This window comes from Exiguobacterium sp. s122 (genome assembly GCF_018618475.1).
GTDB lineage: Bacteria > Bacillota > Bacilli > Exiguobacteriales > Exiguobacteriaceae > Exiguobacterium > Exiguobacterium himgiriensis.
Genome location: NZ_JACSMD010000001.1, coordinates 967656 through 993692, shown reverse-complemented (window position 1 = coordinate 993692; position 26037 = coordinate 967656). Strand labels below are relative to the sequence as shown.

Sequence of the window (26037 nt, the reverse complement as noted above, 5' to 3'; positions counted from 1 at the left end):
TTCACGTTCTTTTTCAAACGTTCTGCTTGTACGGCGAGGCATCGAGCGACAAGCAAGATGTGACGTTATCTTTGACCGCATACCGCGATTGAAGCTTCTCGATTGAGACGTCGGAACCGACATAGACGGTGTCCGCCTCGGCAAAGACACTGTTCTCAATCCGATGAATCGCATCGAACAAACCACCATGCCCATGGGGATTGCGCGTCGTTTCAAATGACAACATAGTTGAGTATAACGGAACAGCAAGCGACTTCGCAAGTGAACGTGCTGCTGGAATGGTCATCCAGTCAAAATGATGGACCGCTTTAAATCGAACCGCATTCACGAGTTCATGTACGAGCTTCACATAACTGACATTCTGCGCGGCGACTTGATTCATTACATGCTCTAAGAACGGGCTCGTCAAGCGAACACGATAGACATGGACGTTGCCCTGACGTTCGTACTCCAATAACCCTTCCTTGTAAGGGGTGAGAACGTACAACGTCTCGCCTTGGTTCGCTCGTGCCTCGACTTCTTCGACGACACGCTGTCCGAGACCGCCGACGAGATTGCCGGTATATTCGGGTGTCAGGATGAGAATCGCATCGGGTTCCGTGCCGCGTTCTTTCGTCACGTAGTAGTCATGCGGCGAAAGGAACGTGTCGATTTCAATGTCCCCGTCCTGTAAGAACGGATAGGCTCGGAAGTGCCCATCAAGCAGCTCGTTTGTCAGTTTGTTCTCATAGAGCGCGGTCTCGAGTTCTGCGAAGAGGCGGGCATGCTCACGGAACCGCTCCGCTGCATATTGCGCGGTCGTCTGACCGTCCAAGATGAACGCCCAGTCGCTTGAGACGGCAAGAACATAGTGTCGAATCAATTGTTTTAATGCCCGGTCGACGAGCGGTGACGTTCCTCGATAATCGGCTACGTCTTTGACGAGTTGCGTCTCCATCATATGAAGGTGTCGTAACATCCATTCGTTTCGCTCGTTAATCCAGACGTCGCCATAGCCTTTCCGTCCCCATGTATTCATTGACACGTGGACAGTGTCGAGGTCTTGGAAATGACGTTCGAGGAACAAGGCTGGTGTAATCGTCTCAATTCCGAATTGTTCGAGTCGCTCTGCAACTTGACCTAAAAATTCAGGTCCTTCGAACCACCAGTGACCAAACAGCTCGGCGTCAAAAGGAGCCGTGACGAGAAACGGCGGGAACGTTTGACCGCCGTGCGCCTCAAGGTGGGCTTCAAGCGTTTGAACAAAGTCCGTCGCGTGATTGCCGATTTGATGCTCGGCCCATTCGCGGACGTAATAATCTTTCGCGTCCGTATCACCCGTGATCCGGTGCATCTTCAGGCCGGTGTCGAACCGAATCCCTTCTGGGTGCATGAACGATTGGATATAATCCCAATCCCGGTCATAAGCGAGGTCACGATAGAACTCACGATAGTCCGGGTGACCCGGGTAGCCAATCATCGAGCTCCAAATTTTTCCGGAGATGATTTGATCACGCGGGAAGAGCGCCACACCGTGCGGCGAATAGACCGGGGCTCCAATCCCTTTTTCCGGTGTCGGATCGGCGTCAAGGAGCGCGTGTTCATCGACGAACGTGTACCGGACCCCTTCCTCGTACAAAATCCGGTCCACTCCAGGCGTATACGCACACTCTGGCAACCAGATACCGGTTGGTCGGAATCCGTAATGACGTTCGAAGCAGTTGAGTCCACTCCGAATCTCAGCACGTGCGGCCTGGTCGGTGAACAGATGCGGGTTGAACCCGTGGGTCGCCGTACACGTCACCATGTCGATAAAACCATGCTCACGATATGTACGGAACGCCTGATTCAAGTTTTTATCCCAATGCAAAAACGTGTTTTTCAAATCTTGGTAGCGACGCTCATAAAAATGGAGGGCGTTCACTTCCGCCTCACTCCGCTCTTCGGATAACTCGAGTGCGATCAGTTCAAGCATCTCATCCAAATGGGCGACATAGCGGTCTTGGACGAGCGGGTCGGCAAGCATCTCAACGACCGGCGGTGAGATACTGACCGTCCAGTGGAGCGGCCGTTGTAGGCGATCGACTTGCCACAATATCGGAATATATGTCTCGGAGATGGCTTCGTACACCCATCGTTCTTCTAAACGGTGTTCTTCTTCATGCCGGACGTACGGAAGGTGGGCATGAAGGACGAGTGAAAAATAACCTGGTTTCATCTATTAGGTCCTCCTTAGCGCACGTATCGGTATGCAGCGTATTTAGGTAACGTGTCGAGTAGTTCTGGTGATTCGACTTCACCGTATTGCCAACGGCGAACCGGTTCTGCGAATCGACCGACTCCAGCCGCTTCTGCTCGTGGTGTATCGAGCGGATCGGAGGCGACGAGCGGTAAGAACTCGCCTTCCATCGTCCGGATGCCAAATTCGAATACATACGTCGTGTTCGGATCAAGCGGACGGACGAACCAGCTGTTCGTCATCTCAGGCAATTCGAACGTGTACGAACGGTTCGCATGCCCGCTCGTATAATCGAGGAGCGTGACGTCTAAAATACGGAACGCTTTCGGCAAATCTTCCCACGGGCGCATAAATTGCATCGCAAGCGTCTCTTTCACGGCGTCCGATACTTCCCAAAAGACGTACACCGAATTTGGTGATTGGACCACAGCATGCATCAAATCGGCATCATAACGGTCAGGAAGCTTCCAATACCCTTCTGGTGCCTGTTCAAGGAGCGGTGAGTGATGTGATGCATTGGACTGAAGCGATGACGCGACTTGCTTCGTTGATGTTGATTTTGTAGCTTTCGTGCTTGTTTTCATTCGTTTCTTCCCTTCGGCCTGTTGCTTTGGTGCGGCAGCAGTCGCCGTAACGTCCCCATGCTGAGTTCGCCATTTTCGCCAAGCATATTGGACTTTTCCGATTGGCATGTCTAATTGTTCTGCAATCTGTTTTAACGTAAGCCCTTGTTGCTTCAAGGATACGATTTTCTCTTCCATCTAGATATGGCTCCCTTCCTAAAAAAAATGCATGTAGTTTACTATTCGTCTTTTCTCCGTGATTTCCTGCACAAAAAAAGTAAAGAACAACATGTCTGTTGTCCTTTACCACTTTTGTTACTGATTTAAATCATAATGCTTCCCTTTTTCGAGGAAAATCAAATGTTCTCCGAAATTGGTGACGTGATCGCCCATTCGTTCGAGATAACGGGCAATGTTTGAAAACTCGTATACATCGTTCGTACCGATCGTCATGTTCGGTAAATTGCCGATGTACTGTTTGATGACCTGCAAGTTCAAGTCGTCAATCACTTTGTCCATCTCGTTTAAGTCACGCACACGGCTGACTTCACCTTTACGATAGGCGCGTGTCGCGAGTTCGAGCATATCAATCAGCTGCTCGGCCATCTGTTTGAGCGGTCGAATATCGAGGACGTACGGGACGTGTTCGATACGCGTGACTGCTTTGGCGATGTTCGTCGCGTAATCCGCGATCCGCTCGAGGTCAGTCGCCGATTTCATCGTGACGATTAGACGACGAAGATCGGTCGCGACCGGTTGCTGTTTCGCAATGAGGAGGATGGCCTCGTCGTTGATTTCAAGCTCAAGGTCATCGAGTTCATTGTCATTGTCGATTACCGTTTGCGCGAGCGCGAGGTCATGTTTTTCAAGCACCTCGATTGCCGTCGCCGTCTGACGCATCGTCAGATTGGCGAGCTTTACTACTTTATCTTCTAAATCGATTAACTTCGTATCAAAAAATGTGCGATTTTGTGCCATGTTGCGCTCCCCTTCTTAACCGAACCGGCCTGAAATGTAATCTTCAGTCCGCTTGTCCATTGGATTTGAGAAGATTTTGTCCGTCTCATCGAATTCGACGACTTCTCCGTTCAAGAAGAACGCCGTCTTGTCTGACACGCGCGCTGCTTGTTGCATGTTATGTGTGACGATGATGATTGAATACTTTTCTTTTAACTCTTGAACGAGTTCTTCGACTTTAAGCGTTGAAATTGGGTCAAGCGCTGACGTCGGTTCATCCATAAGAATGACATCCGGTTCGATCGCGAGCGTACGTGCGATACAAAGACGCTGCTGTTGACCACCTGAAAGGCCATATGCGTTCTCGTTCAAACGATCTTTCACTTCATCCCAGATCGCGGCACCGCGAAGCGAACGCTCCACGATTTCATCGAGCACTTTCTTATTTTTAATGCCGTGCGTCCGTGGCCCGTATGCAACGTTGTCATAGACCGACTTCGGGAACGGGTTCGGTTGCTGGAATACCATCCCGACCGACGTACGGAGGTCTTCGACCCGGTAATCACGATTGAAAATGTTGCGGCCATGATACAAGATTTCTCCGTTCGTCCGAACTGACGGAATCAACTCGACCATCCGGTTCAACGTTTTAATGAACGTCGACTTCCCACAACCCGACGGACCGATAATTGCCGTCACTTCATTCTTTTTAATGTCTAAATTGACGTCGATTAACGCTTGGTCGTCCCCATACCATAAGTTGAGGTTGTTCACGACGTAGGCGCTGTCTTTTTGCATCACGGCATCAGTCGGTTGGATCGTCGTAGTGTTCACGTTGTGATCTCCTTTAAGCTCTTTTTGTTTCATCATCTCGAGAGTCCTCCTCGTTACTGCATCCGACCTTAATGTCGGTTCGTATACTTGTTACGGATATAGATTGCGGCCGAGTTCATCGTGATGAGCACGGTCATTAAGACGATGATGCCGGCTGCGGCCAAGTTTTGGAATTCAGCTTGCGGACGGCTCGTCCAGTTGTAGATTTGAATCGGCAATGCCGTGAAATCAGAGAAAATGTTGTTCGGTGTCGTCGAAATGAACGTCGCAGCCCCAATCATGATGAGCGGCGCCGTTTCACCAATCGCACGAGACACCGCTAAGATGATACCTGTGATAATCCCTGGGAGCGCCGACGGCAACACGACATTGAACGTCGTCTGCCATTTTGAGGCACCGAGAGCGAGCGAGGCGTGACGAAGTTCCATCTTGACCGAACGGAGCGCTTCTTGCGACGCCACGATGACGATCGGTAAACTCATCAACCCAAGCGTCAATGCACCGGTCAACACGGAGTTACCGAAACCTGCTGTCCGGACAAAGAACGTGAGTCCGAGTAAACCGAAAACGATTGACGGGACACCCGCCAAGTTCGAGATGTTGACTTCAATGAATGAAGTCACTCGGTTTCTTGGCGCATACTCTTCCAAGTAAATCGCTGCCCCGACACCGACGATAAACACCATCGGAACGATGAGCATCATGAGCCAAAGCGTCCCGATTAAGGCAGGATAAAGACCGGCCTGACCCGCACGGCGTGACGGGAAGTTCTGTAAGAAATCGAGGTTGACCCACCCGCCACCTTTTGAGACGACGTCATAGATGAGCGTCGACAAGACGAGCAAGGCGAAGACGAGACCCGCCAAAAACACATATTTAAAGATTTCATTTAACCGTAGACGGCTCTTGATGCGACGAGAGACCGTATCTTGGTCCATATAGTTCTTTCCATTCTTGAACTCACTGTTCGGTAAAGCCATATTAGTACTCCTCTCTGAAGCGGCGCGTCACCCAGTTGGCGAACAAGTTCATCACGAGTGTGAAGATGAACAATAACGCACCGACCGCATAGATACTGTAGTATTCGATCGTCCCATAGCCCGCATCCCCTTTGGCGATTTGAACGATATAGGCCGTCATCGTCTGAATCGCGTTCAGCGGATTGAACTCGAAGTTCGGTTGCGAACCACCGGCAATCGTCACAATCATCGTCTCTCCGATGGCACGGCTCATCCCGAGCACGATCGAAGCGATGATACCTGAGAGGGCGGCTGGCATGACAATTTTCACGGCCACTTCAAGGCGCGTGGCACCGAGACCGAGGGCGCCATCGCGAATCTTTTTCGGTACAGCGCTCATTGCGTCTTCCGAAATCGAGGCGATCATCGGGATAATCATGATTCCGACGACAATCCCTGGGCTAAGGGCGTTATAAATCTTCAACCCCGGGATAAGTGCCTGCAAGATTGGCGTCACGAATGACAAGGCGAAAAATCCGAAGACGATCGTCGGGACACCGGCGAGTACTTCAAGAATCGGCTTCAAGATCGTCCGTGCTCGTTCTGAGGCGTATTCACTTAAATAAACCGCAGAAGCGAGGCCGAGCGGTACGGCGACAATCATGGCGATGACCGTGATTTTTAACGTACCTGCGACGAGTGCCCAGACGCCAAAACGTGGATCGGCACTGAGCGGGTACCATTCGGTTGATCCTAAAAACTCGCTCACTGGGACCCGTTCGAAAAATTTGAACAGTTCAAATCCGAGCGTCAACGCGATGCCGATGGTCGTGACGACCGACACGAATGCGCTCAAGAATAGTAAGAACGGCATGATTTTATCAAAGACGTTCGTCGTGCTAAATTTTTTTTGTTTATTGGATTCAATCATCTCTCGAATCGAAAAATCCTTATGTGGTTGATTCATCTCGTGTATCGCTCCCTACCTCTTCATACTAGAAAGCACGGCGAGAAGGCGAGAGAGACTCTCGCCTTCTGACACCGAAACAATTTATTCTCCAGCTTGCTCATCAATCAGTGCGGCGTTATCGTCGTAGCGGCTGTCTTCCATTTTTACATAGCCGACTTCTTCAGAAAGCTCAGCTGCATTTTCGTTCATGAAGCGTGCGAACGCTGCAACTTGTGGCTTATCTTGTAACGATGCGTTGTTGACGTACGTGTAAATCTCACGTGAAAGCGGGTATGACAAGTCGTTGATTGTGTCATGGTTTGGTTCAACACCGTCTACTTGCACCGCGCGGATTGTGTCTTGGTTTTCTACATAGTATGCGAATCCGAAGAATCCGATTGCGCCTTTCGTACCGGCTACCCCTGTAACGAGGACGTTGTCATCTTCAGACAACTGCGCGTCTTGTCGAATGTCCTCTTTATCCATAACAGCTTCGCTAAAGAAGTCGAATGTGCCTGAGTCTTTACCTGGTGCGAAGAATGTGATTTCTTCATCTGGCCACTCGTCGCGGACGTCTTTCCACGTCTTCACGTTCGTATCGAGCCACATCTTGTTTAGTTCTTCAATCGTGATGTCTTGTGCCCAATCGTTCTCTGGGTTTACGACGATTGATAAGCCATCAAGTGCGACTGAGAGTTGTGTGTACTCCACACCGTTCGCTTCCGCTTCTGCCGCTTCTTCTTCTTTAATTTCACGTGATGCGTTTGAGAAGTCTGTCTCGCCTGTTACGAAGCGTTTGAATCCACCACCTGTCCCAGAAACACCGACCGTCACTTCAACGTCTGGTTGTTCTGCTGAGAATTCTTCAGCGACAGCTTCCATGATCGGGAATACAGTTGACGATCCGTCCATGACGACTTTTCCTGAAAGTGCGTCACCTTCGGCTGCGCCACTTCCTTCTTCATTGTTCCCACATGCTGCACCTACAAGTGCTACTGAAGTGATTGAAGCGAGTAGTGCCGATTTTTTCATCCAAGACATTTCTGACGTCCTCCTTGAGTTTCCTTTGAGTTTGGTTGTAGCTCTGTTGTTCTGTCCTACAATTAACATCCTAATAAACTACTATTAACGAGAAATGAACGGAACGTAAAAGAATTGTAAAGACAAAAAAAGAAGCCACCGAAGTGACTTCTTTACTGGAGTTGCGCTTGTACATCTTCAAGGTTGAAATAGGCTTTCATAATATCGTGGGCGACACGCGTATTGACACCTTCCCCTTCGAGGCCAGGCATGATGATCGCCCAAGCGATTTCAGGACTATCGTACGGGGCCCAACCAACGTGGTTCGAGTTGAACGTTTTGATCGGCTCTCCGTTCGCGTTCCGTTTTGCTTGTCCGTCCGGACCTTCGGCGATCGCTTGTGCCGTACCGGTCTTCCCGGCCGCCGTCATCCCTGTCTGTTGCAAGATGCGCGATGTGCCGCTCTCGACCCCTTGGCGGTACCCTTGGCGGACACGTTCGATATATTCGTCACGAACGTTGACTTTATTAAGTGCATTCGGTTGGAACGTGCTGACGACTTGCTTATTATCCTCATCGAGCGATCCCGGTTCGATGATTTCTTTCAGCAAGTGTGGTTGCACACGGTAGCCACCGTTCGCAAGCGCCGACGTGTATTGCGCCAGTTGAATCGGCGTGTACGAGATGTACTGCCCGATGGACATATCCATGAGAAGCGTGACACGGTCCGGTACACTTCTGAAACCGGTCGACTCGAACGGCAAGTCAATTCCGGTCTCAATGCCGAGACCAAACTGTTTATAGTAGTGTTCCATCGTGTTGAACGCCTGCGTGACGTTTTCACCGACGATTTGGCCCGTCGAATAGTAGTCCGCGAGACGAAGTGCGATTTGGAACATGTAAATGTTCGACGATAAGGCAAGCGCATCGAGGTCGTTAATGTTCCCCATGTTCCGGTACGAAGATTTCAATGAAGAACCGATTCGAATCGGCGTGTCGTAAATGTATTCGCCTGGCCGAATGACACCTTCTTCAAGACCAAACGCGACGGTCGCCCCTTTAATTGTTGAACCGATTTGACTCGCCCGGAGCACGGTACCTGTCGAGACGTCTTTGAATTCATTCGTCTCTAAATCGAGCTCTTGCCCAGACAAGGCGAGCAGTTCGCCCGTCTGTGGATTCATCACGACGACGAAAGCACGGTCGAAGTTTGGACTCCCAGAACGACCGGCCCGAATCGCCTTTTTCAAAATTTCATCGACTTCTTTTTGAAACTCAATATCGGTCGACAAGACGATGTCTTTCCCTGGATTCCCGCTCACCCGTGTCGGCTCCCCGACCGGTTGTCCTTTATACGTCGTAAAGACGTCATAAGCCGGTGTCCCGCGCAATACGTCTTCATATTGTTGCTCAAGGTAAGACGTACCCACACGGTCGTTCAAGCCGTATCCGCGTGCCTGATAGGAGGCACGCTGTTCAGCCGGGATTTGACGATAACTGCCGAGGAAGCTTTGGAACGTCTGACCGAACGGATATTCCCGCTCATAGTACGGTTCAATGCTGACACCCGGTAAGAGTTCTAAGTTCTCTTCGATGAGCGCCATCTCTTTCGGTGTGGCGCCGACTTTGATCAATTGCGGGTCGAGGGCGTAACCACTCTCCATGTTATGTTTGATGGCGATAATCTCTTCAGTCGCGTCGTCGAAGTTGATTTCTTCATCTGTGATTGAATCGAGCAACAATTGATCGACTTCCTGATTCGATAAGGCTGCCCGCTCTTCTTCTGACAAGTCAGCGAGTAACGTCTGAACTCGTTCTTGCGACCGTTCTGGATCGATGGCAATCCAATAATCCTTGCGGTCACGCTCTGTCACTTTGCGATCCTTTTCCGGTACGTCTAAAATCTCCGAAAGTTTGAGGGCGACGTCGAGCCGTTCATCCGCTCTTGTCACTTGCGAACGTCGATACATGACCGAATAGTTCGAAATCGTATCCGCGAGGACTTGACCGTTCCGATCATAGATCTTACCGCGCGGCACCTCATATTTGATTTTACTCGATTCCGTCTTCTGGACTTCACGTGCAATCAATTCCCCGTTCACGATTTGAACGACCCCTAAGCGGAAGATCAATGTCGCAAATAAGATGAACACGATAAAGAACAATAAATTTAAACGTAGCGGAAGGTGGTTGCGCCGTTTTTTTGGTACGTTCACGCGGTTTCTCGCCAATGCTGTTGTCTCCTTCCTCAATCCATTTCTTCTATACATATATGTTAGGTGTTAACTTCTAATTTTGACTCGTTTTTCACTATATCATAATTTGTTTACAAAATAATTAAATGTATAAAAAATCCCGAGATTCAATAGAATCCCGGGAAAAATACTTATTTTGCGTTCGCGTAAAGCTTTGCAACGTGATCCCAGTCGATGACGTGGAAGAACGCTTGGATGTAATCCGGGCGGCGGTTTTGATAGTTCAAATAGTACGCGTGCTCCCAGACGTCAAGTCCAAGAATCGGCGTAACGCCTTCCATGATTGGGGAGTCTTGGTTCGGTGTCGATGTGACTTCAAGTTTGCCGTTCTTCACGACGAGCCAAGCCCATCCAGAACCGAATCGGCTTGCTGCCGCTTTTGCGAACTCGTCTTTGAAGGCATCAAAGCTACCGAACGCTTCGTCGATCGCTGAAGCGAGTTCACCTGTTGGCGCACCGTTCTCGTTTTTCTTCAATTGCTTCCAGAAGAACGAGTGATTCCAATGTCCGCCACCGTTGTTGCGTACTGCCGTTTGAATGTCAGCAGGAAGAGAATCGAGGTTTTGAAGCAATTCTTCGAGTGAAGAATACTCCACATCTTTTCCTTCGAGTGCATTGTTTACGTTCGTGACGTATGTGTTGTGGTGTTTCGAGTGGTGGATTTCCATCGTGCGTGCGTCAATGTGTGGTTCAAGTGCATCGTATGCGTAATCAAGTTGTGGTAATTCAAATTTAGCCATAACTAAAATCCCCCTTAAATTTGGTGTGAACAACGTTCGTTTTAAATGTAACAGATTTGTGACGGCATTCTCAATTGTAATGCTTTACTCGACGTCAGCTTCTGGTAACGCCCAAACTGAAATTGACCCCGCCGCCACTTTAAATACCCCATTTCCGTCTTCGTCAATCTCGACGATGGCATCAACCGTGTTCGTCAAATCGACCCACTTCTCCCCGGCGCGATGTTCCCCGACGAACATCTGTTTCTCGGCTTCTTCCGAGTTCGAGATGAGGACGGCACAGCCTGAGCGTTCGATCTCCTCGACACCACAACGGACCCAGCCGATTACGTGTTCATCATCAAAGTAGTCGTCTTGTTGGCCGTATGCTTTCTCGCGACGGGCGTAAAGGAGCGGATTGATCGCATCCTTCTTCCCTTCTGACGGATGCGGCCCGTTAATGCCGTAATAGTCTCCATAAAATACGCATGGATAGCCGTCTTTACGAAGCAAAATCAAACCGTAGGCGATTTGTTTGAACCAATCTTCGACCCATGACTCGAGCGCCTCGTCTGGTTGAGAGTCGTGATTGTCCACGAACGTGACCGAATGGAGCGGATGGGACTGAACGAGCGTGTCATCAAAAATCGTCCGCATGTCGAACGACTCCCCTTCGACCGACGCCCGTTGCAAATTGTAATGGAGTGGGACATCAAAGAGATCGACTTGATAATCGATGTTATCGAGAAAAGCTCGGCAATCTTCGAGCTCCGACTTCCAGAACTCGCCGACGAGGTAGAAGTTTTCCCCTTTCTCTTCCTTCATCGTTTGACTGAACTCTTTGACGAAATCGTAGTTAATATGTTTAATCGCATCGAGACGGAAGCCGTCACATTTCGTCTCTTCGATGAACCATTTACCCCAATTGAGTACTTCTTCCTTCACTTCCGGGTGATGATAATCAATATTCGCAAACATCAAGTAATCGTAGACACCAAACTCGCTGTCGACGTTATCGTTCCATTTCTTGTTTTCCCCGAGAATGAAGAAAATGCCACTGTGTTCCGTCGCCGCATCATAGTCCGTACCGTTAAAGTGATGGAAGTTCCATTTGAATGACGAGTACTTATTGTTACGCGCCTCGTAGTCAAACTTCGTCCATCCTTCGATTTCGAACGGTTCTTCGGACAACACCTTTGTCCGGTCTTCCGGGTCGACTTCAAGCACATTAAATTTTTCGGTCGCGTCCGCTCCGGCTTTATGGTTCAACACGACGTCCATATACACTTGCATCCCGAGCGACTGGACGTATTCCGTCGCTTCGAGCAGCTCTTGTTTCGTTCCGTATTTTGTGGCGACCGTACCTTTTTGTTCAAACTCGCCCAAATCATACAAATCATAAATGCCATACCCTGTGTCCTCTTTACTCTGACCTTTCGTGACCGGAGGTAACCAGAAACCGGTGATGCCCGCTTCCTTTAATTCCTCGGCACGTTCTTTCAATCGTTTCCAATGCTTTTGGTCAGCTGGGACATGCCACTCAAAGAATTGCATCATCGTATGATTTCGTTCCATCTCATTCGCCTCATTTCATATTTTTCAAAAAACAAAATGCTAACGAATATTTACCCACGTCTTCCACTTTGAAAACAAAAAGACAGCTTTCATTTTGAAAGCTGTCTACAATGGACCCTGTAGGACTTGAACCTACGACCGGACGGTTATGAGCCGTCTGCTCTAACCAGCTGAGCTAAGGGTCCTTATCAATAGCGGCGGAGGGAGTCGAACCCACGACCTCACGGGTATGAACCGTACGCTCTAGCCAGCTGAGCTACACCGCCATGTTGTTATACAGTAATAATATATGAATGATTGCCATACTGTCAATGAAATCAGGAGATGTCTAAAAAAAACCTTCGTCCACGGGAGCGTGGACGAAGGCTTAACATTACACGGTCATTTCGTTATTGGCATCTTCAAGCGTGATTTCTGTAATGTTCATCGCATGGTCACCGATCCGCTCCAAGTTCGAGAGCATATCGACGAAGAACATACCAGCTTGACCGTCACATTCGCCCGTGTTGAGACGAACGACGTGGTTTTTACGGAACTGACGCTCGAGCATATCGAGCTTCGCTTCCATTTCAATCACTTGACGGGCTTCGTTCATATCCCCGCTTGCGAGTGTTTGAAGCGACTTCTCGAGTGTCGCCCGCGTCAAGTCGTACATTTCCGTTAATTCTTTTTGCGCATCTGCCGAGAGCGTCACACGAGTCGCTGTCTTATAGTCAATCAACTCGATGATATTCTCCACATGGTCACCGATTCGCTCGATGTCATTGATGGCATGCATTAACGTTTTGTGCTCTTTTGATTCCTGCTCAGTCAAATCGACCGCGGCCAATTTCACGAGGTAATCTGTGATTTTCGCATTGAGCGAGTTTAACGCTTCTTCGATATGTGCTGATTTTTCAGAGTGTTTCTTATCACCAGTCGCCATGTAGTTGCGCGCCTCGTCCAAACCAAGCTTCGCGAAATCACCCATGCGAATTACTTCGTATTTCGCTTGTTCAACAGCGATCGACGGTGATTGTTGAATGAAGATTGGGTCTAAATGTTGCGCTTTCGTATCGACGATTGAGTCTTCGCCAGGTACGAGTTTTGTGACCATCCAAGCAATCGCTCCGATGAACCAGAACTGGATGAGCGTGTTCGCAACGTTGAACGTCCCGTGAGCGAAGGCAATTTGCATTTTCGACTCAATCGCCAATAAATCTGTGATCCAGAAAATATACTGCGTAAAGAGTGGCAAGATGATCAAGAAGATGACCGTACCAATCAAGTTAAAGATAACGTGTGCTGCTGCTGTACGACGTGCTGCCACTGAGGCACCAATCGACGCAAGGATTGCGGTAATCGTTGTCCCGATGTTGTCACCGAACAAAACCGGAAGGGCCGCATCGAGTTCGATTGAACCACCCGCGTAAAGCTCTTGCAGAATCCCGATTGTCGCAGAAGACGACTGGACGATAACAGTGAACACCGTACCGACGATGACACCGAGGAACGGGTTGTCACTCATCGATTGTGTCAAATCAATGAAGTATTCACTTGAACGAAGCGGGCGCATCCCGTCACCCATGAGTTCAAGTCCGTAGAAGAGTGCACCAAGTCCAAATACGACTTGTCCGAGATGTTGGAACTTTTCTTTCTTAAAGAAGAACAACAAGACGGCACCGAGTGCGATCATCGGAAGCGCGTACGCCCCGACATCGAAACCGATGATGAACGCCGTGACCGTCGTCCCGATGTTCGCCCCCATGATGACACCGATGGCTTGACGAAGCGTCATGAAGCCGGCGCTAACGAGTCCGACCGTGATGACGGTCGTACCTGACGACGATTGAATCAAAACGGTTACGATAATCCCGGCGAGTACCCCGAGAAATGGATTCGTTGTATACTTATCAAGGATGTCGCGCAGACGATTTCCTGCTGACTTTTGAAGGCCGTCTCCCATCGATTTGATCCCGAAGAGGAAGATTCCTAAACCTCCAAAAAACATGAATAACATTTCTTGTAATTCCACGATTTTTGTACTCCTTTTGATTGTGAATTGGTTGTGTTTGCTTGGTTGTTAATGCCCTACTCATTATGCCTTCTACCCCGGGCGAATGTAAACACGTTTAATGTTAAGGTTTTATTAAACCACTGTACTTATTCATTGCTTATTTAAAGAATTGTATTATAACAGATTGGAGTTTCGTCTTATGCTTACATCGACTGTCACTTTTTTACGCCAAAGTCTTGTTCCCACGAAACAAGCGCTCAGGCTTCGGCTCGCCCCGCTCCATGCGTATATGCTTGCAAGTCTCATCTTGACCCTACTCGTCACGCTTGTTGACTACATCCTTTTACAGCCCGAATTCTTTGCACCGATGTGGCTATTTTTACACGGCTTTGCGATTTTTTTCTTCTATATGATTACGGTTGCCTTTACCGCCATTTACGTCCAACTCGTAACAAAAGTGCGACAAGGAAAAGCTTGGCCGTATCGGCAAGCCTGGCCGTACGCGGTCGCGATGACGATCGTTCCGATGTTTCTCGTCATCGTCCTTTATCATGCATCCCCACAATGGAGCGTCGTCGGGTTCGGGCTAATCGTCTTCTATGTCACCTATCCGCTCTTTCATGCACCCGTCAAAAACAAAAGACAACCGAGACCACGTTAACGGTCTTGGTTGTCTTTTTGAACGGGTTGCAATGCTTGAAGGACGTGATGCACGTGCTGACTTTGCGCGCTAAGTTCCACCCCTGAGACGTGTAACGTCGTTTGTGCGTCCGAAAACACGTCAACCCCGGTATAAAATTGTTTGAGTTTTCCTTCGAACGCCTGCCCGATCTCTTCAAGCGGCTCGACCGCCCGTGCCATCTGTGTCAGCTCTTCCCCCGTGGCGCGCGTCGTTTCACCAATCGCTTGATAGGACGCAACTTGACGACGTACACCTGCATCGATTTTTTCAATCCCCGCTTCTAAACGGGTCAACTGGTTTCCAAGCTGCGCGATGTCTAGATTAAATCGTTCTAAGTCTTCTAGCGTCTCTTCGCGCTCGAACCGCATCGCTTCAATCGCCGTTACTGCTGAAACCGAAGCGTCATTCGTCACTTTTGCAAGTTGACCGACTTCATTCGCGACGACCGCGAACCCTTTCCCATGTTCGCCCGCTCGAGCCGCTTCAATCGACGCATTGAGTGCGAGCATTTTCGTAGCCGAGGCGACGGATACAATCGTCCGTAGCGCGTGCTCCGCTTGGTTGGAGACGGACTCGCTGTTCAATAGCCGTTCTTGAATCGCATCCGCTTTCGACTTGAATTGCTGACTTTCACCGTGTAGCGAGTGAAAGGAAGTCCGCTCGTTCATAATCATTCCCTTTAACGCTTCTGCTTGCTCCTCGACGTGTCGAATATCGTCATTGAGCTTGTCAATCTGTTGTGTGACGTCCGTAAAGCGATGCGTCGTCTCACTCGTATAAAACTGATACGATGCGCTCGTTTCTTCTAATGAGGTCGCGACTTCTCGAAACGTTGTCAGCTGATGCGCATTCCGTTGGAGTTGATGCGTGAACGTAGGCAAACTGGATTCAAGCGCCATCGCCGTCTTGCTCAACGTGTTGATCGATGTGTTCCATAGTTCAATCAGCGTATTGTATTCTCGCTCGAGTTGCCGCATTTCAAATGATGTAGCGGACAAATTCACCGGCTTGAACGTTCTCAGTTCGACGGCACGTCGCAGCCGTTCAGAGAAGAGGGTAACGGGCCGCAACTCGCTTTGAATCAGACGGCTGAACAGCAACATAATCAACATGACAGATCCAATGATCATTACGATGACTTGTTTTCGTAACGCCCACATCGAACCGAGCACGGACTCTTTCGAAACGACGAGAACGTAATCCGCTCGAAGTTCAGGGATGGCGATGACGGAGATGAATGTATCCGGTCCTTCAATGACGCGAGAACTCGTGTCACCGTCGGGCAAAGCGACGGCGTCAAGTGTTCGAATCGATTTCCCCGTCAAGTGTTCGAGCTGACCTTCGCTCACGATATATTGACTCGCTTCGAGTCCGTCCGCAGATAAAAGTGAAGCTTGTTGCATATACGTCGACTTCAACGAACGCTCGAGCAACTTTTCATTGGCCACATAAGCGCCATACGTCGCTTTCACCGCTTCGCGGACGACTGTCGCTTCTCGGTCCAATCGTTTCTCGATTTCCGTTGCTACCTGTCTCTCCGCTTGAAAAGCAAACCATCCGAACGTCGCCAAAAAGAAAAGAATGACGCTCGGCATAAGCATCCATTGCAGCCTTCGCTCAATTTTCCATATCGGTTTTCTCCAACTTCTTTTCCACTTCAATCCGATCCTCACCTTTCGATACTCTTTATTCGGTCACTATATCGGTCTTAAGACGGTGGAAAATTATGAAGCATCTGTTAAGATAACGTTAGCTTTTGTAAAGAGCACATCTAGTGAACGCTTGCCGGATGCTTTTTCATAAACATTTCGTTATGATAAATAGGAAACCTATCATCTTATATCGATTGGAACCTTTCCAAAAGAAGGAGATCATGTATATGTCAGAAATACTACATCGTTCATTAACTCGCCCGATTCGTGTCGGCAACCTCATCATCGGGGGATCAGATGAAGTCGTCATTCAATCGATGACGACGACAAAAACACATGACGTCGAGGCGACCGTTGCTGAGATTTTACGTCTCGAAGAAGCCGGATGCCAAGTCGTTCGTGTCGCTTGTCCGGATGAACGGGCCGCAGACGCGTTGGCTGAAATCAAGAGCCGTATCAACATCCCGCTCGTCGTCGATATTCACTTCGACTATAAATTGGCACTAAAAGCGATTGAAAGTGGCGTCGATAAGATCCGGATTAACCCGGGTAACATCGGACGCCGTGAAAAAGTCGAGGCGGTCGTCAATGCGGCGAAAGCGAAAGGAATTCCGATTCGAATCGGCGTTAACGCTGGCTCGCTCGAAAAACAATTCCTCGAGAAATACGGGTATCCGACGGCACAAGGGATGGTCGAAAGTGCGATGCACCACGTGAAAATCCTAGAAGACCTCGGTTTTTATAACACGATTATCTCGCTCAAAGCGTCAGACGTGAACCTCGCGCTCGAGGCGTACACGCTCGCCGCGAAGACGTTCGATTATCCGCTCCACGTCGGAATCACCGAGTCGGGCCCGCTCTTCTCCGGCTCACTCAAATCAGCGGCCGGTCTCGGCGCGATTCTCTCACTCGGAATCGGTTCGACGGTGCGCGTCTCGCTTTCAGACGACCCCGTCGAAGAAGTAAAAGTCGCGAAAGAAGTGCTCAAGTCGTTCGGACTCGCTGCGAACGCGGCGACGCTCATCTCGTGTCCGACGTGTGGACGAATTGAAATCGATTTGATTTCAATCGCGAAAGAAGTCGAAGAATACATTCAAAACATTAACGTCAACATTAAAGTCGCTGTCCTCGGTTGTGCGGTCAATGGTCCAGGGGAAGCACGTGAAGCCGACATCGGTATCGCCGGCGCCCGGAACGAAGGACTCCTCTTCCGTCACGGGAAGATTATTCGGAAGGTACCGGAAGCGACAATGGTTGAAGAGTTGAAGAAAGAAATCGATGCCATCGTTGCCGAAAAACTTGCCGCACGTGAACTCGAAGAACAAGAACTCGCCAATCAATCAAAATAACCTGTCACCCGCTCGGTTGCAACCGAGCGGGTTTTTGTTACAATAGACTCTGTGAACAAGGAGGGACCAACATGCATATCGGAATCGACCTCGACGGGACCGTCACGGATCCGCAAAGTTGTTTTCATTACATGAACGACGCGCTAGGCTATGCAATCGACTATCAGCGCGCGACCGAATACGAGTTGCATACGTATACGACGATGACGCAACAAGATTTTTGGAAGTTCATGATTGAACACGGACATGAAGAAGAAATTTATCGTCGCTCGCTCCCACATACGGAAGTGAGTGACGTTTTATGGCATATGCGAAAGATGCACCATCTTCACTACGTGACGGCGCGAAGCGAGGCCGTCCGCGCGGTGACCGAAGATTGGATTAAGCAACAGGCGCTGCCGCTCGACTCACTTATCATGACGGGGAGTCATGATAAGGTCGGGGTCGTCAAAGACTTGTCGCTCGACCTCTTTATGGAAGACCGCTATGAGAATGCGATCTCGATTCATGAGCAGACGGAGATTCCGGTGCTGTTGTTTGATGCACCGTACAATCGAAAACCGTTACCCGATGGCGTAAAACGCATCGTCTCATGGAAAGAGGCACTTCACCATGTCAATCATTTTGAAGTCAATCGCTCCATCTCCAGCCGCTAAAAAAGAGGAATCTCAGGATTCCTCTTTTCGTATACGCCCAATCGCCTCGATGATATCACTCGCAAGCACGCTCGCCGGATGAATCGATTCAGTCACTTTCTTTGCCGCAAGGGCATGCCAGAGCACGGCTTGTTCATTCGGGTTATGGGACGTCTCGATTCGATTGGTCCTCGCCCACAGCGCGAGTAGCATGCCGGTCAGCACGTCCCCGCTCCCCCCTTTCGCAAGAGCCGATGCTTCGACCGCATTGACGGCGCCGGTACCTTCTGGCGTGACGATGAGCGTATGCGTCCCCTTCAAAATCAAGTGGACACCGTGTTGCCTCGCAAACGCCTGCGCCACACCGAAACGGTCCGCCTCGATTTCTTCGACCGTCTTTCCGGTCAACCGCGCGAACTCTCCAGGATGTGGCGTCAAAATTAATGGACCCGTCGCCTCGATTCGTTCTGGTGATAATGCACCGGCGTCTACGACGACCGGCATGGATGTTTGACGAACTTCGTTCCATAGCCGGTCGAGCGTCTCGCCTTCGACGAGACCGGGACCGATCGCGACCGCATCCATCGCCTTTTCGGCAATAGTGTCGGCCGTCGTATACATCGCTTCTGGAAGATTTGCCTTTAAGGGAGCTGCCTGCTCTGGCACAATCAATTCGAGTAAGCCGATACCGGTACGTAACGCCGCCCTTCCTGCTAAAAACGGCGCACCAATTAAATACTCGCTCCCCCCAATTAAAAGACCACGTCCATACGTCGTCTTATGACTGAACCGCTCTCGCGTCAACAGACTGTCATCGAAATCGGCTTCCGTTAGGACACGCCAACTTGACGTATGCGGCAACCCGATATCGATTCGTTCCACTTTCCCATAATACGGTGCCGTTTTCGGCAAAAAAGCCGAGCGCTTGAATCCATGTAGCGTATACGTCAACGTCGCCTGAACGGCGTGTCCGTCAAAATCGTGTGCGGTGTCACTCGGGACACCAGACGGTACATCGATGGAGACGATCGGTGCAGGCTGACGTGTAAGCCAAGCGATGACGTCTCGTCCATTACCGGTTACCCTCCCACTCAATCCACTCCCGAATAAGGCATCTACAATCCAATCTGTCGCCGGTGGATCGTCCACGATGGTGACGAACGGCTCGGCGTACGCCGCATGCATGGCGGTAGCTTCTGTTTTTGGTGACCCGTGCGGTGACCAGACGAACACGTCATGCCCACGCTGCGCCAATTCGCGCGCCACCACCCAACCGTCCCCACCATTGTTCCCAGTGCCACAAACGACGAGCACGGACGCATCGGACGAAAACTGAAGTCGAGATGCGATAGCCGAAGCTGCCCGTTCCATCAAGACGGCTTCTGGCATGCCTTGCGCTTTCGCCTGTTCGTCCGCCTGTTTAATCTCGCTTGCCGTGTAAATCATCGTTCCTTCCCCCTCCCCGATGTAGCAAAAAAAGGATTGACGACGTCAATCCCTCTCAGCCTTACATTGTTTACAATACCCATAAATCTCAAACTTATGATCAATCACTTCAAAGTCTGGATCGAGCGTCTCGACGTACCGCATCGGACAAAGGTCGAGCAATTTCGTCTTGCCGCATCCGCGGCAAATCAAATGGTGATGATGATGGCCCGCGCTACATGTGACACGAAACGACTTCTCCCCACCTAACTCGGTCGCCTCGAGCAGTCCTTCCTCAGCGAACGACTTCAAGTTTCGATAAACCGTATCGAAGCTCATCGTCGGATGCTTCGCTCGCATATAGTCGAGCACGTCTTTGGCACTGACATAACGTTCTTCCTGCGCCAAGTATGCATACATTTCCACCCGCTTCGGTGTCACTTTCAACGACGAGGACTGCAACCGATTGAGTTGTTCTGTCTCATTCATACGTAGCCTCCTTCTTCCGCAATGACGCAAACTTCTCGACTCCCATGACGACAGCTAAAATGCCAACGGCCAAAAGGACAATCACGCCCCCCGGCGCCACATCGAGCTCATAAGCGAGAACGAGCCCGCCGATTGTGGCGACTTCACCGAAGAGGATCGCCCACAGAATGGTCTGTTTGAAACTTTTCGTAAACCGGAGCGCTGCCGCTACGGGTAGCGTGATTAAACTCGAGACGAGTAGCGTTCCGACGATGCGCATACTAACGGCAATGACGAGCGCGACGACGAACATGAACACGAGATGCAACAGTGTGCTCGGCAATCCCGACACTTTCGCTTGTTCTTCATCGAACGACAGGAATAACAATTGTTTATAAAACACGGTGATAACGACGACGGTGACGATAGCCACGCTGACAATCAACACGATATCGGACGGACTGACCGCTGAAATCGAACCGAACAAGAGCGTCGATAAATCGACCGAGAATCCTCGGGAGAGCGAAATGAAAATTGCGCTTAGCCCCATGCCTGCTGACATCATGATTGGAATCGATAGCTCTTGAAAGTGAACGTATTTGTTGCGGAGCCAATCAAGTCCGAGTGCCGCGAGCACCGAGACGAGCGTCCCGAGATAGAGCGGGTTCAAGTCCGAGAATAGTAAGACGTATTGGCCGAGGAACAGGCTGAAGGAGATTCCAGCGAGCGTCACGTGCGACAAGGCGTCAGCGATTAGGCTCATGCGCCGAACGACGACAAACGAGCCGATCAGCGGGGCCGTAAACCCGATGACGACTGCGGCGACGAACGCGTAGCGTAAAAAACTATACGTCAGTAAATCCGAAATCATGATGAACCTTCATGAACGAGCAATTTGACGGGATACGGCTTGATGGCCGTCAATTCACTCAGTTCGCTATATTCTTTCAAACCGCAGTTACATGCCAGCCGTCCTCTGTCGAGATGGACAACTTTCGTGACAAGGTCGGTCACGACGTTCAAATCATGGGTGACGAGAATGAACGTGCATGACGTGTGCTCGCGCAACAGGTGCAGGACTTCATAAAAATCACGCAAATGTTTTTGATCGACGCCGACCGTCGGTTCGTCGAGAATGAGCAAATCCGGCTGGTTAACAATCGCACGGGCAATGAACACCCGTTGTTGCTGACCGCCCGACAGACTTCCGATTTTACGGTCGCGATATTGCCACATGTTGACCGTCTCGAGGGCGTTCTGGATGGCGGCTTGATCTTCCATGTTCAATCGTTTAAATAGACCGATTCTTCCGTATCGACCCATGGCGACCACTTCTTCGACCGTGACCGGGAAACCTGAGTTAAATGAGGCGGCTTTTTGGGAAACGTAACTGATACGGGACTTCTCTTTAAATTGGGCTTGGGGCCGGCCAAACAGTTCGACCGAACCGCTCTGGGGTGTCAACAAACCTAAAATCGACCGAATGAGCGTCGATTTTCCCGACCCGTTCTCGCCGACGATGGCCACGAAATCTCCTTGCCCGATCTCGATGGACACGTCCTGGAGCGCGGCTGTGCCATCATAATAATAGGACACGTGATGTAGTTTCACGACAGGTGTCGTCATAATCGTTAACCTTCTCTCATCAATTAAATCGTAATCATTTCTACTCTCTTAGCGTCTGTATTATACAGAACATTTTAAATTGCTTCAAGTTTGAGGCTGTGTCTATAGAGCGGCACTCGTCTGTCCAATGAAATCAAGATGAGTTTACTTCCGTTTCGGTGTAAACTAAAACTAACGTGAAGAGGGGGATGTGTCGTGGAAAAAAAATTAGCAGTCATCGATATCGGATCGAACTCGATTCGAAACGTCATCTTTGAAGTAAATGGGCACGGTCAGTATTTCGAGCGCTTGAACGTAAAAGAAGTCGCCCGTCTGTCGAGCCATATTACAAAAGACAATGAGCTCTCCGCTGAAGGGATCGCCTCATTGATTGAGACGCTAGACCATTTTATTAGCTTGAACGACCATCACGATGTCAAAGAGACACTTCCGGTCGCGACCGCCGCGATTCGAAACGCAAGCAACTCGGACGCGATTTTAGAGGAAGTGCGCCAGGCGACCGGAATGGAGATTCGATTATTGAGTGATTACGAGGAAGCGTATTACGGGTATTCGGCCATCGTCAACTCAACGTATATCGAGGATGGCTACTCGGTCGACATCGGTGGGGGTTCGATGGAAGTGACGTACTTCAAAGACCGAGAGCTCGTCTTCTATCACAGTTTTCCGTTCGGTGCTGTCACGCTCACGAACGACTTCATGAAAGGAGAAGTGATGACGAAAGAGGAACGAAAACAACTCGTCTCATTTCTAAAAAAATCGTTCAAACAGCTCGATTGGCTCGAGCCGCACGGCGTGCCGCTCGTCGGTGTCGGAGGGACGGCACGAAACTTAGTTCGCGTCGAACAATCGATGTCACACTTTCCACTTGAAGGCATCCATCAATATACGATTGATGCCGATCGACTGGAAGAAGTCGTCGATGAACTCGTCGGCCAATCGAGTAAACAACTCAGCCGGCTCGACGGGCTGTCAAAAGACCGGGTCGACATTATCGCCCCGGCCGTGACGGCGATTGGGGAGCTAGCCCGCCATTTGAAAGTGCCCGAGTTCACGATGAGCAATAACGGGCTCCGGGAAGGACTCTTTTATGAATATTATTTGGAGGCGAACGATGAGGTCCGGTTTGCCGATGTGAAAGAGGAAAGCTTTCGTCACTTCGAACAACAATATAACGTCAACCCAGAACGGCACCGCCACCTCATCCACATGGCACGCCAAATCTATACCGGATTGATTGAGACGAAAGCGATCAAACCAAAACCGTATGAACCGGGACTACTAGAAGGGGCTTGTCGTCTCGCATATGTCGGAGAGTATATCGACCACAACAATAAGAGTGACCACACGTTCCATTTAATCACGACGAATGACTTCAAAGGATTAAACAATGAGGACCGACTTGCCCTCGCCCTCGTTTCATCCTATAAATCACGTCGTCTACTCGACCAACACATTGAAGGCTTTCCGGAATGGTTTGACTCGAAAATGTTGAAGAGTCTGGAACTACTCGGCTCGATTGTCAAACTCGTCGATGCCCTCGATTTGACGGAACGACAAATCATCGAACGCATCGATGTCACGATGGAGGACGGACTCGTCTTTCACTTAAAAACAACTGCAACCGTACGCTTTGAACTACAACGTGGAATCCGGCATAAGAAGCACCTCGAACGCGCCGTCGACCAGCCGATCGAACTCCGTGTAGAAGAGAGAGGGACATCATGACCATCTATACGACTAATCATTTTAACAACCGCGAACTCAGTTGGCTCAGCTTTAACGAACGCGTCCTTCAAGAGGCAATCGATGACCGCAACCCGCTCATGGAACGGCTCAAGTTTCTCGGCATCTTCTCGTCGAACCTCGATGAGTTTTATATGGTACGGTTCGGCGGATTGAAAGACGAGGTGCTCGCTGGCTTTAACCGCCCGGAAGACAAAGCCGGACTGACACCGAAACAGCAGATTAAGGCGATCTCGATTAAAGCGCAAGAACTTGTTGAGTTGCAATACGCGACGTATAAAAAAGTGACAAAGCAACTTGCGAGTGAGAACGTCCGCTTTTTGCGGCCGAAACATTTGAACAAAGCTCAACTCGATTTCATCAAACAGTATTTTCGGACACACGTCTTCCCTGTCCTTACGCCGATCGCCGTCGATGCGTATCGTCCGTTTCCGATGTTGTTGTCGAAATCATTGAACATCGCCGTCGAGATTGCGTCAAAAGAGGAAGGCAAGAAGCGGCTCGCGCTCGTTCAAGTGCCAGCCGTCTTGCCGCGCTATCTTGAATTGCCGACGGAAGAAGAAGATCATACCGACCTCATCTTGCTCGAGGATATCATTATCCAATTCGTCGATTCACTCTTCAAGGGTTACGAGGTCGAATCGACGATGCCGTTTCGGATTACCCGAAACGCCGACATGCCGTTCCACGAGGAAGGCAGCCGGGACGTGCTCAAGCAAATCGAGAAAGAACTAAAGAAACGCCGGTACGGGGTCGCGATTCGGCTTGAAGTGCAGCAACGCTCACTTAGTAAAGAACTGTTATTCATGTTGCAAGATGTCCTCGACCTACATGACCGCGATATCTTCATCGTGGACGGTCCGATTGACCTGACGTTCTTATTTGGCGTCTACAGTAAGATTGGCACCGAATATGACGGTATGATCAACGAGACATTAATCCCATTCATCCCAGAAGGACTCGAGTCCGGGAAAGACTTATTTAAAAGCTTGTTGAAGCAAGACTATTTGCTCCACCATCCGTTCCACTCGTTCGACCCGGTCGTCCGTTTCATTGCCCAAGCCGCGAAAGACCCGAACGTCTTGGCCATCAAGCAGACGCTTTATCGCGTCTCCGGCGACTCCCCGATTATCAAGGCGTTGACCGATGCGGCCGAGAGCGGAAAGCAAGTGACCGTCCTCGTCGAACTCAAGGCCCGTTTCGATGAAGAGAAGAATATTCAATGGGCGAAACAGCTTGAGAAAGCCGGGGCCCACGTCATCTATGGCTATAAAGAGTTGAAGACGCACTCAAAAATCACCCTTGTCGTTCGGATTTTAGAGGGTGGTGTCTTGCAACGTTTCGTCCACCTCGGCACTGGTAATTACAACGACTCGACGGCGAAACTCTACACCGACATCGGGTTGTTGACGACGAACGAGGAGCTCGCAGAGGATGCGACGAACTTCTTCAACTGGTTGTCTGGTTATGGGGAACGTCCGTCGTGGCATAAGTTTGAGACGTCGCCTGACGATATGCTCGATTTCTTTTTACAAAAAATTGAGGACGAGATTAAGTTACATGAGAAGTACGGGAACGGGCGCATCGTCGCCAAAATGAACTCGATCACGGACAAATCGATTATCATGAAGCTGTACGATGCCTCTCAAGCCGGTGTGAAGATTGATTTGATCGTCCGGGGGATTTGCTGTCTACGTCCAGGCATAAAAGGCGTTTCCGAGAACATTCGCGTCATCTCCATCATCGATCGTTATTTGGAACACTCTCGAATCTTTTATTTTTATCAGAATGGGAAAGAAGATTTGTACTGCTCCTCCGCCGATTGGATGACACGTAATATGAAGAAACGCATCGAAATTTTGTTCCCGATTCTTGATGCGGGCCATAAATCATACATTAAAGACATGCTGGCGCTCCAGCTCGTCGATAACGTCAAAGCACGGAGCCAACGTGCCGATGGAAGCTATGTGTACATCAAGCAAGAGTCGGGCCAAGAACGGATTCAGTCCCAAATCATCATCCATCAATATACAGGCGGGCGTTGGAACAACATCCCGAGTGTGTTCGAGCGAGAACCATCGAATTGGGCGGAACGTGAAGTGTTACGTTTGAAAGCCGAAAATGAAAAAATGACAGATGACTGATGTTAGACTTCTCAAAGCGAAAAGAACGTTGTATAATGAATTCGGTCATAATTTGTAAAACGTTTTCATTTCATTATACGGAGGAATCACGATGCAAGAAATCCTATTATCGTTACTCGCTGGTCTCATTTGTGGCATGATCTTTACCGCCTTGAAGTTACCGCTCCCGGCCCCACCGGTTCTCCCAGGGGTCATCGGGATCTTCGGTGTCTTTCTAGGCATGAAAGTCTATCAGTTCGCGGTCGCCAACTGGCCGTTTTAACAA

The 26037-nt window shown here is 49.8% G+C and carries 22 protein-coding genes and 2 tRNA genes; 6 read left to right on the top strand and 18 right to left on the bottom strand.

Annotation, left to right across the window (positions count from 1 at the left end; all coding sequences use genetic code 11):
• Positions 1-13: 13 nt before the first annotated feature.
• The 13 genes from KNP92_RS05000 to KNP92_RS04940 form a co-directional block, all read right to left on the bottom strand.
• The gene (locus KNP92_RS05000; RefSeq protein WP_214838115.1) at positions 14-2197 is read right to left on the bottom strand and encodes a 1,4-alpha-glucan branching protein domain-containing protein; all 2184 of its coding nucleotides are present in this window, start codon (positions 2195-2197) and stop codon (positions 14-16) included.
• Positions 2198-2211: 14 nt separating this feature from the next.
• On the bottom strand, positions 2212-2979 hold the full coding sequence (locus KNP92_RS04995; RefSeq protein WP_214838112.1) for a DUF4912 domain-containing protein: 768 nt from the start codon (positions 2977-2979) through the stop codon (positions 2212-2214).
• A 117-nt stretch (positions 2980-3096) separates the two neighbouring features.
• Positions 3097-3759 carry a phosphate signaling complex protein PhoU gene (phoU, locus tag KNP92_RS04990; RefSeq protein WP_214838109.1) on the bottom strand — a complete coding sequence of 221 codons (663 nt, stop codon included), beginning with the start codon at positions 3757-3759 and terminating at the stop codon, positions 3097-3099.
• Positions 3760-3774: 15 nt separating this feature from the next.
• A complete protein-coding gene (gene pstB / locus KNP92_RS04985; RefSeq protein WP_251136497.1) occupies positions 3775-4536 on the bottom strand; it encodes a phosphate ABC transporter ATP-binding protein PstB in 762 nt (253 codons plus the stop codon).
• Positions 4537-4640: 104 nt separating this feature from the next.
• On the bottom strand, positions 4641-5552 hold the full coding sequence (gene pstA / locus KNP92_RS04980; RefSeq protein WP_214838103.1) for a phosphate ABC transporter permease PstA: 912 nt from the start codon (positions 5550-5552) through the stop codon (positions 4641-4643).
• Position 5553: 1 nt separating this feature from the next.
• Positions 5554-6498: a phosphate ABC transporter permease subunit PstC gene (gene pstC / locus KNP92_RS04975; RefSeq protein WP_214838100.1), complete on the bottom strand. Its 945-nt coding sequence runs from the start codon at positions 6496-6498 to the stop codon at positions 5554-5556.
• An 84-nt stretch (positions 6499-6582) separates the two neighbouring features.
• Positions 6583-7521 (bottom strand): PstS family phosphate ABC transporter substrate-binding protein, encoded by a 939-nt coding sequence (locus KNP92_RS04970; RefSeq protein WP_214838097.1) that lies wholly within the window; start codon positions 7519-7521, stop codon positions 6583-6585.
• Positions 7522-7673: 152 nt separating this feature from the next.
• Positions 7674-9716: a peptidoglycan D,D-transpeptidase FtsI family protein gene (locus KNP92_RS04965; protein WP_353047934.1), complete on the bottom strand. Its 2043-nt coding sequence runs from the start codon at positions 9714-9716 to the stop codon at positions 7674-7676.
• A gap of 170 nt (positions 9717-9886) precedes the next feature.
• Entirely contained in the window at positions 9887-10495 is a 609-nt protein-coding gene (locus KNP92_RS04960; RefSeq protein ID WP_214838091.1) for a superoxide dismutase, read from the bottom strand.
• Positions 10496-10579: 84 nt separating this feature from the next.
• Positions 10580-12049, bottom strand: coding sequence for an alpha-amylase (locus KNP92_RS04955; RefSeq protein ID WP_214838086.1), 1470 nt, complete (start codon positions 12047-12049; stop codon positions 10580-10582).
• A 111-nt stretch (positions 12050-12160) separates the two neighbouring features.
• A tRNA-Ile gene (locus tag KNP92_RS04950) sits at positions 12161-12234 on the bottom strand.
• A gap of 7 nt (positions 12235-12241) precedes the next feature.
• Positions 12242-12315, bottom strand: a tRNA-Met gene (locus KNP92_RS04945).
• A 107-nt stretch (positions 12316-12422) separates the two neighbouring features.
• A complete protein-coding gene (locus KNP92_RS04940; RefSeq protein WP_214840209.1) occupies positions 12423-14048 on the bottom strand; it encodes a Na/Pi cotransporter family protein in 1626 nt (541 codons plus the stop codon).
• A 196-nt stretch (positions 14049-14244) separates the two neighbouring features.
• On the opposite strand from KNP92_RS04940, the gene KNP92_RS04935 reads away from it, so the two are divergent.
• Positions 14245-14706, top strand: coding sequence for a hypothetical protein (locus KNP92_RS04935; RefSeq protein ID WP_251136395.1), 462 nt, complete (start codon positions 14245-14247; stop codon positions 14704-14706).
• Here the strand turns inward: KNP92_RS04935 and KNP92_RS04930 are convergent.
• On the bottom strand, positions 14703-16322 hold the full coding sequence (locus tag KNP92_RS04930; protein WP_251136394.1) for a methyl-accepting chemotaxis protein: 1620 nt from the start codon (positions 16320-16322) through the stop codon (positions 14703-14705). The two genes, KNP92_RS04935 and KNP92_RS04930, sit on opposite strands and share 4 nt — an antisense overlap.
• Before the next feature lie 284 nt (positions 16323-16606).
• On the opposite strand from KNP92_RS04930, the gene ispG reads away from it, so the two are divergent.
• Both ispG and KNP92_RS04920 read left to right on the top strand, forming a co-directional pair.
• Positions 16607-17728, top strand: a complete 1122-nt coding sequence (gene ispG / locus KNP92_RS04925; protein WP_024371469.1) for a flavodoxin-dependent (E)-4-hydroxy-3-methylbut-2-enyl-diphosphate synthase — start codon at positions 16607-16609, stop codon at positions 17726-17728.
• A 71-nt stretch (positions 17729-17799) separates the two neighbouring features.
• Positions 17800-18384, top strand: a complete 585-nt coding sequence (locus tag KNP92_RS04920) for a hypothetical protein (RefSeq protein ID WP_251136393.1) — start codon at positions 17800-17802, stop codon at positions 18382-18384.
• 12 nt (positions 18385-18396) lie between these two features.
• Here the strand turns inward: KNP92_RS04920 and KNP92_RS04915 are convergent, their stop codons facing one another.
• From KNP92_RS04915 to KNP92_RS04900, 4 genes are read right to left on the bottom strand one after another with little or no spacing between them, the layout of a single operon-like run.
• Positions 18397-19809: an NAD(P)H-hydrate dehydratase gene (locus KNP92_RS04915; protein WP_214838080.1), complete on the bottom strand. Its 1413-nt coding sequence runs from the start codon at positions 19807-19809 to the stop codon at positions 18397-18399.
• Positions 19810-19854: 45 nt separating this feature from the next.
• Positions 19855-20277: a Fur family transcriptional regulator gene (locus tag KNP92_RS04910; RefSeq protein WP_214838077.1), complete on the bottom strand. Its 423-nt coding sequence runs from the start codon at positions 20275-20277 to the stop codon at positions 19855-19857.
• Positions 20270-21127 carry a metal ABC transporter permease gene (locus KNP92_RS04905; protein ID WP_214838062.1) on the bottom strand — a complete coding sequence of 286 codons (858 nt, stop codon included), beginning with the start codon at positions 21125-21127 and terminating at the stop codon, positions 20270-20272. The genes KNP92_RS04910 and KNP92_RS04905 overlap by 8 nt, the downstream gene beginning before the upstream one ends.
• On the bottom strand, positions 21124-21882 hold the full coding sequence (locus KNP92_RS04900; protein WP_214838059.1) for a metal ABC transporter ATP-binding protein: 759 nt from the start codon (positions 21880-21882) through the stop codon (positions 21124-21126). Before KNP92_RS04900 ends, KNP92_RS04905 begins: the two co-directional genes overlap by 4 nt.
• Before the next feature lie 195 nt (positions 21883-22077).
• On the opposite strand from KNP92_RS04900, the gene KNP92_RS04895 reads away from it, so the two are divergent.
• From KNP92_RS04895 to KNP92_RS04885, 3 genes are all read left to right on the top strand, one after another.
• On the top strand, positions 22078-23610 hold the full coding sequence (locus KNP92_RS04895) for a Ppx/GppA family phosphatase (RefSeq protein WP_214838056.1): 1533 nt from the start codon (positions 22078-22080) through the stop codon (positions 23608-23610).
• Positions 23607-25772 carry an RNA degradosome polyphosphate kinase gene (locus KNP92_RS04890; protein ID WP_214838053.1) on the top strand — a complete coding sequence of 722 codons (2166 nt, stop codon included), beginning with the start codon at positions 23607-23609 and terminating at the stop codon, positions 25770-25772. The genes KNP92_RS04895 and KNP92_RS04890 overlap by 4 nt, the downstream gene beginning before the upstream one ends.
• A 91-nt stretch (positions 25773-25863) precedes the next feature.
• A complete protein-coding gene (locus KNP92_RS04885; RefSeq protein WP_034809473.1) occupies positions 25864-26034 on the top strand; it encodes a DUF1427 family protein in 171 nt (56 codons plus the stop codon).
• Positions 26035-26037 lie beyond the last annotated feature (3 nt).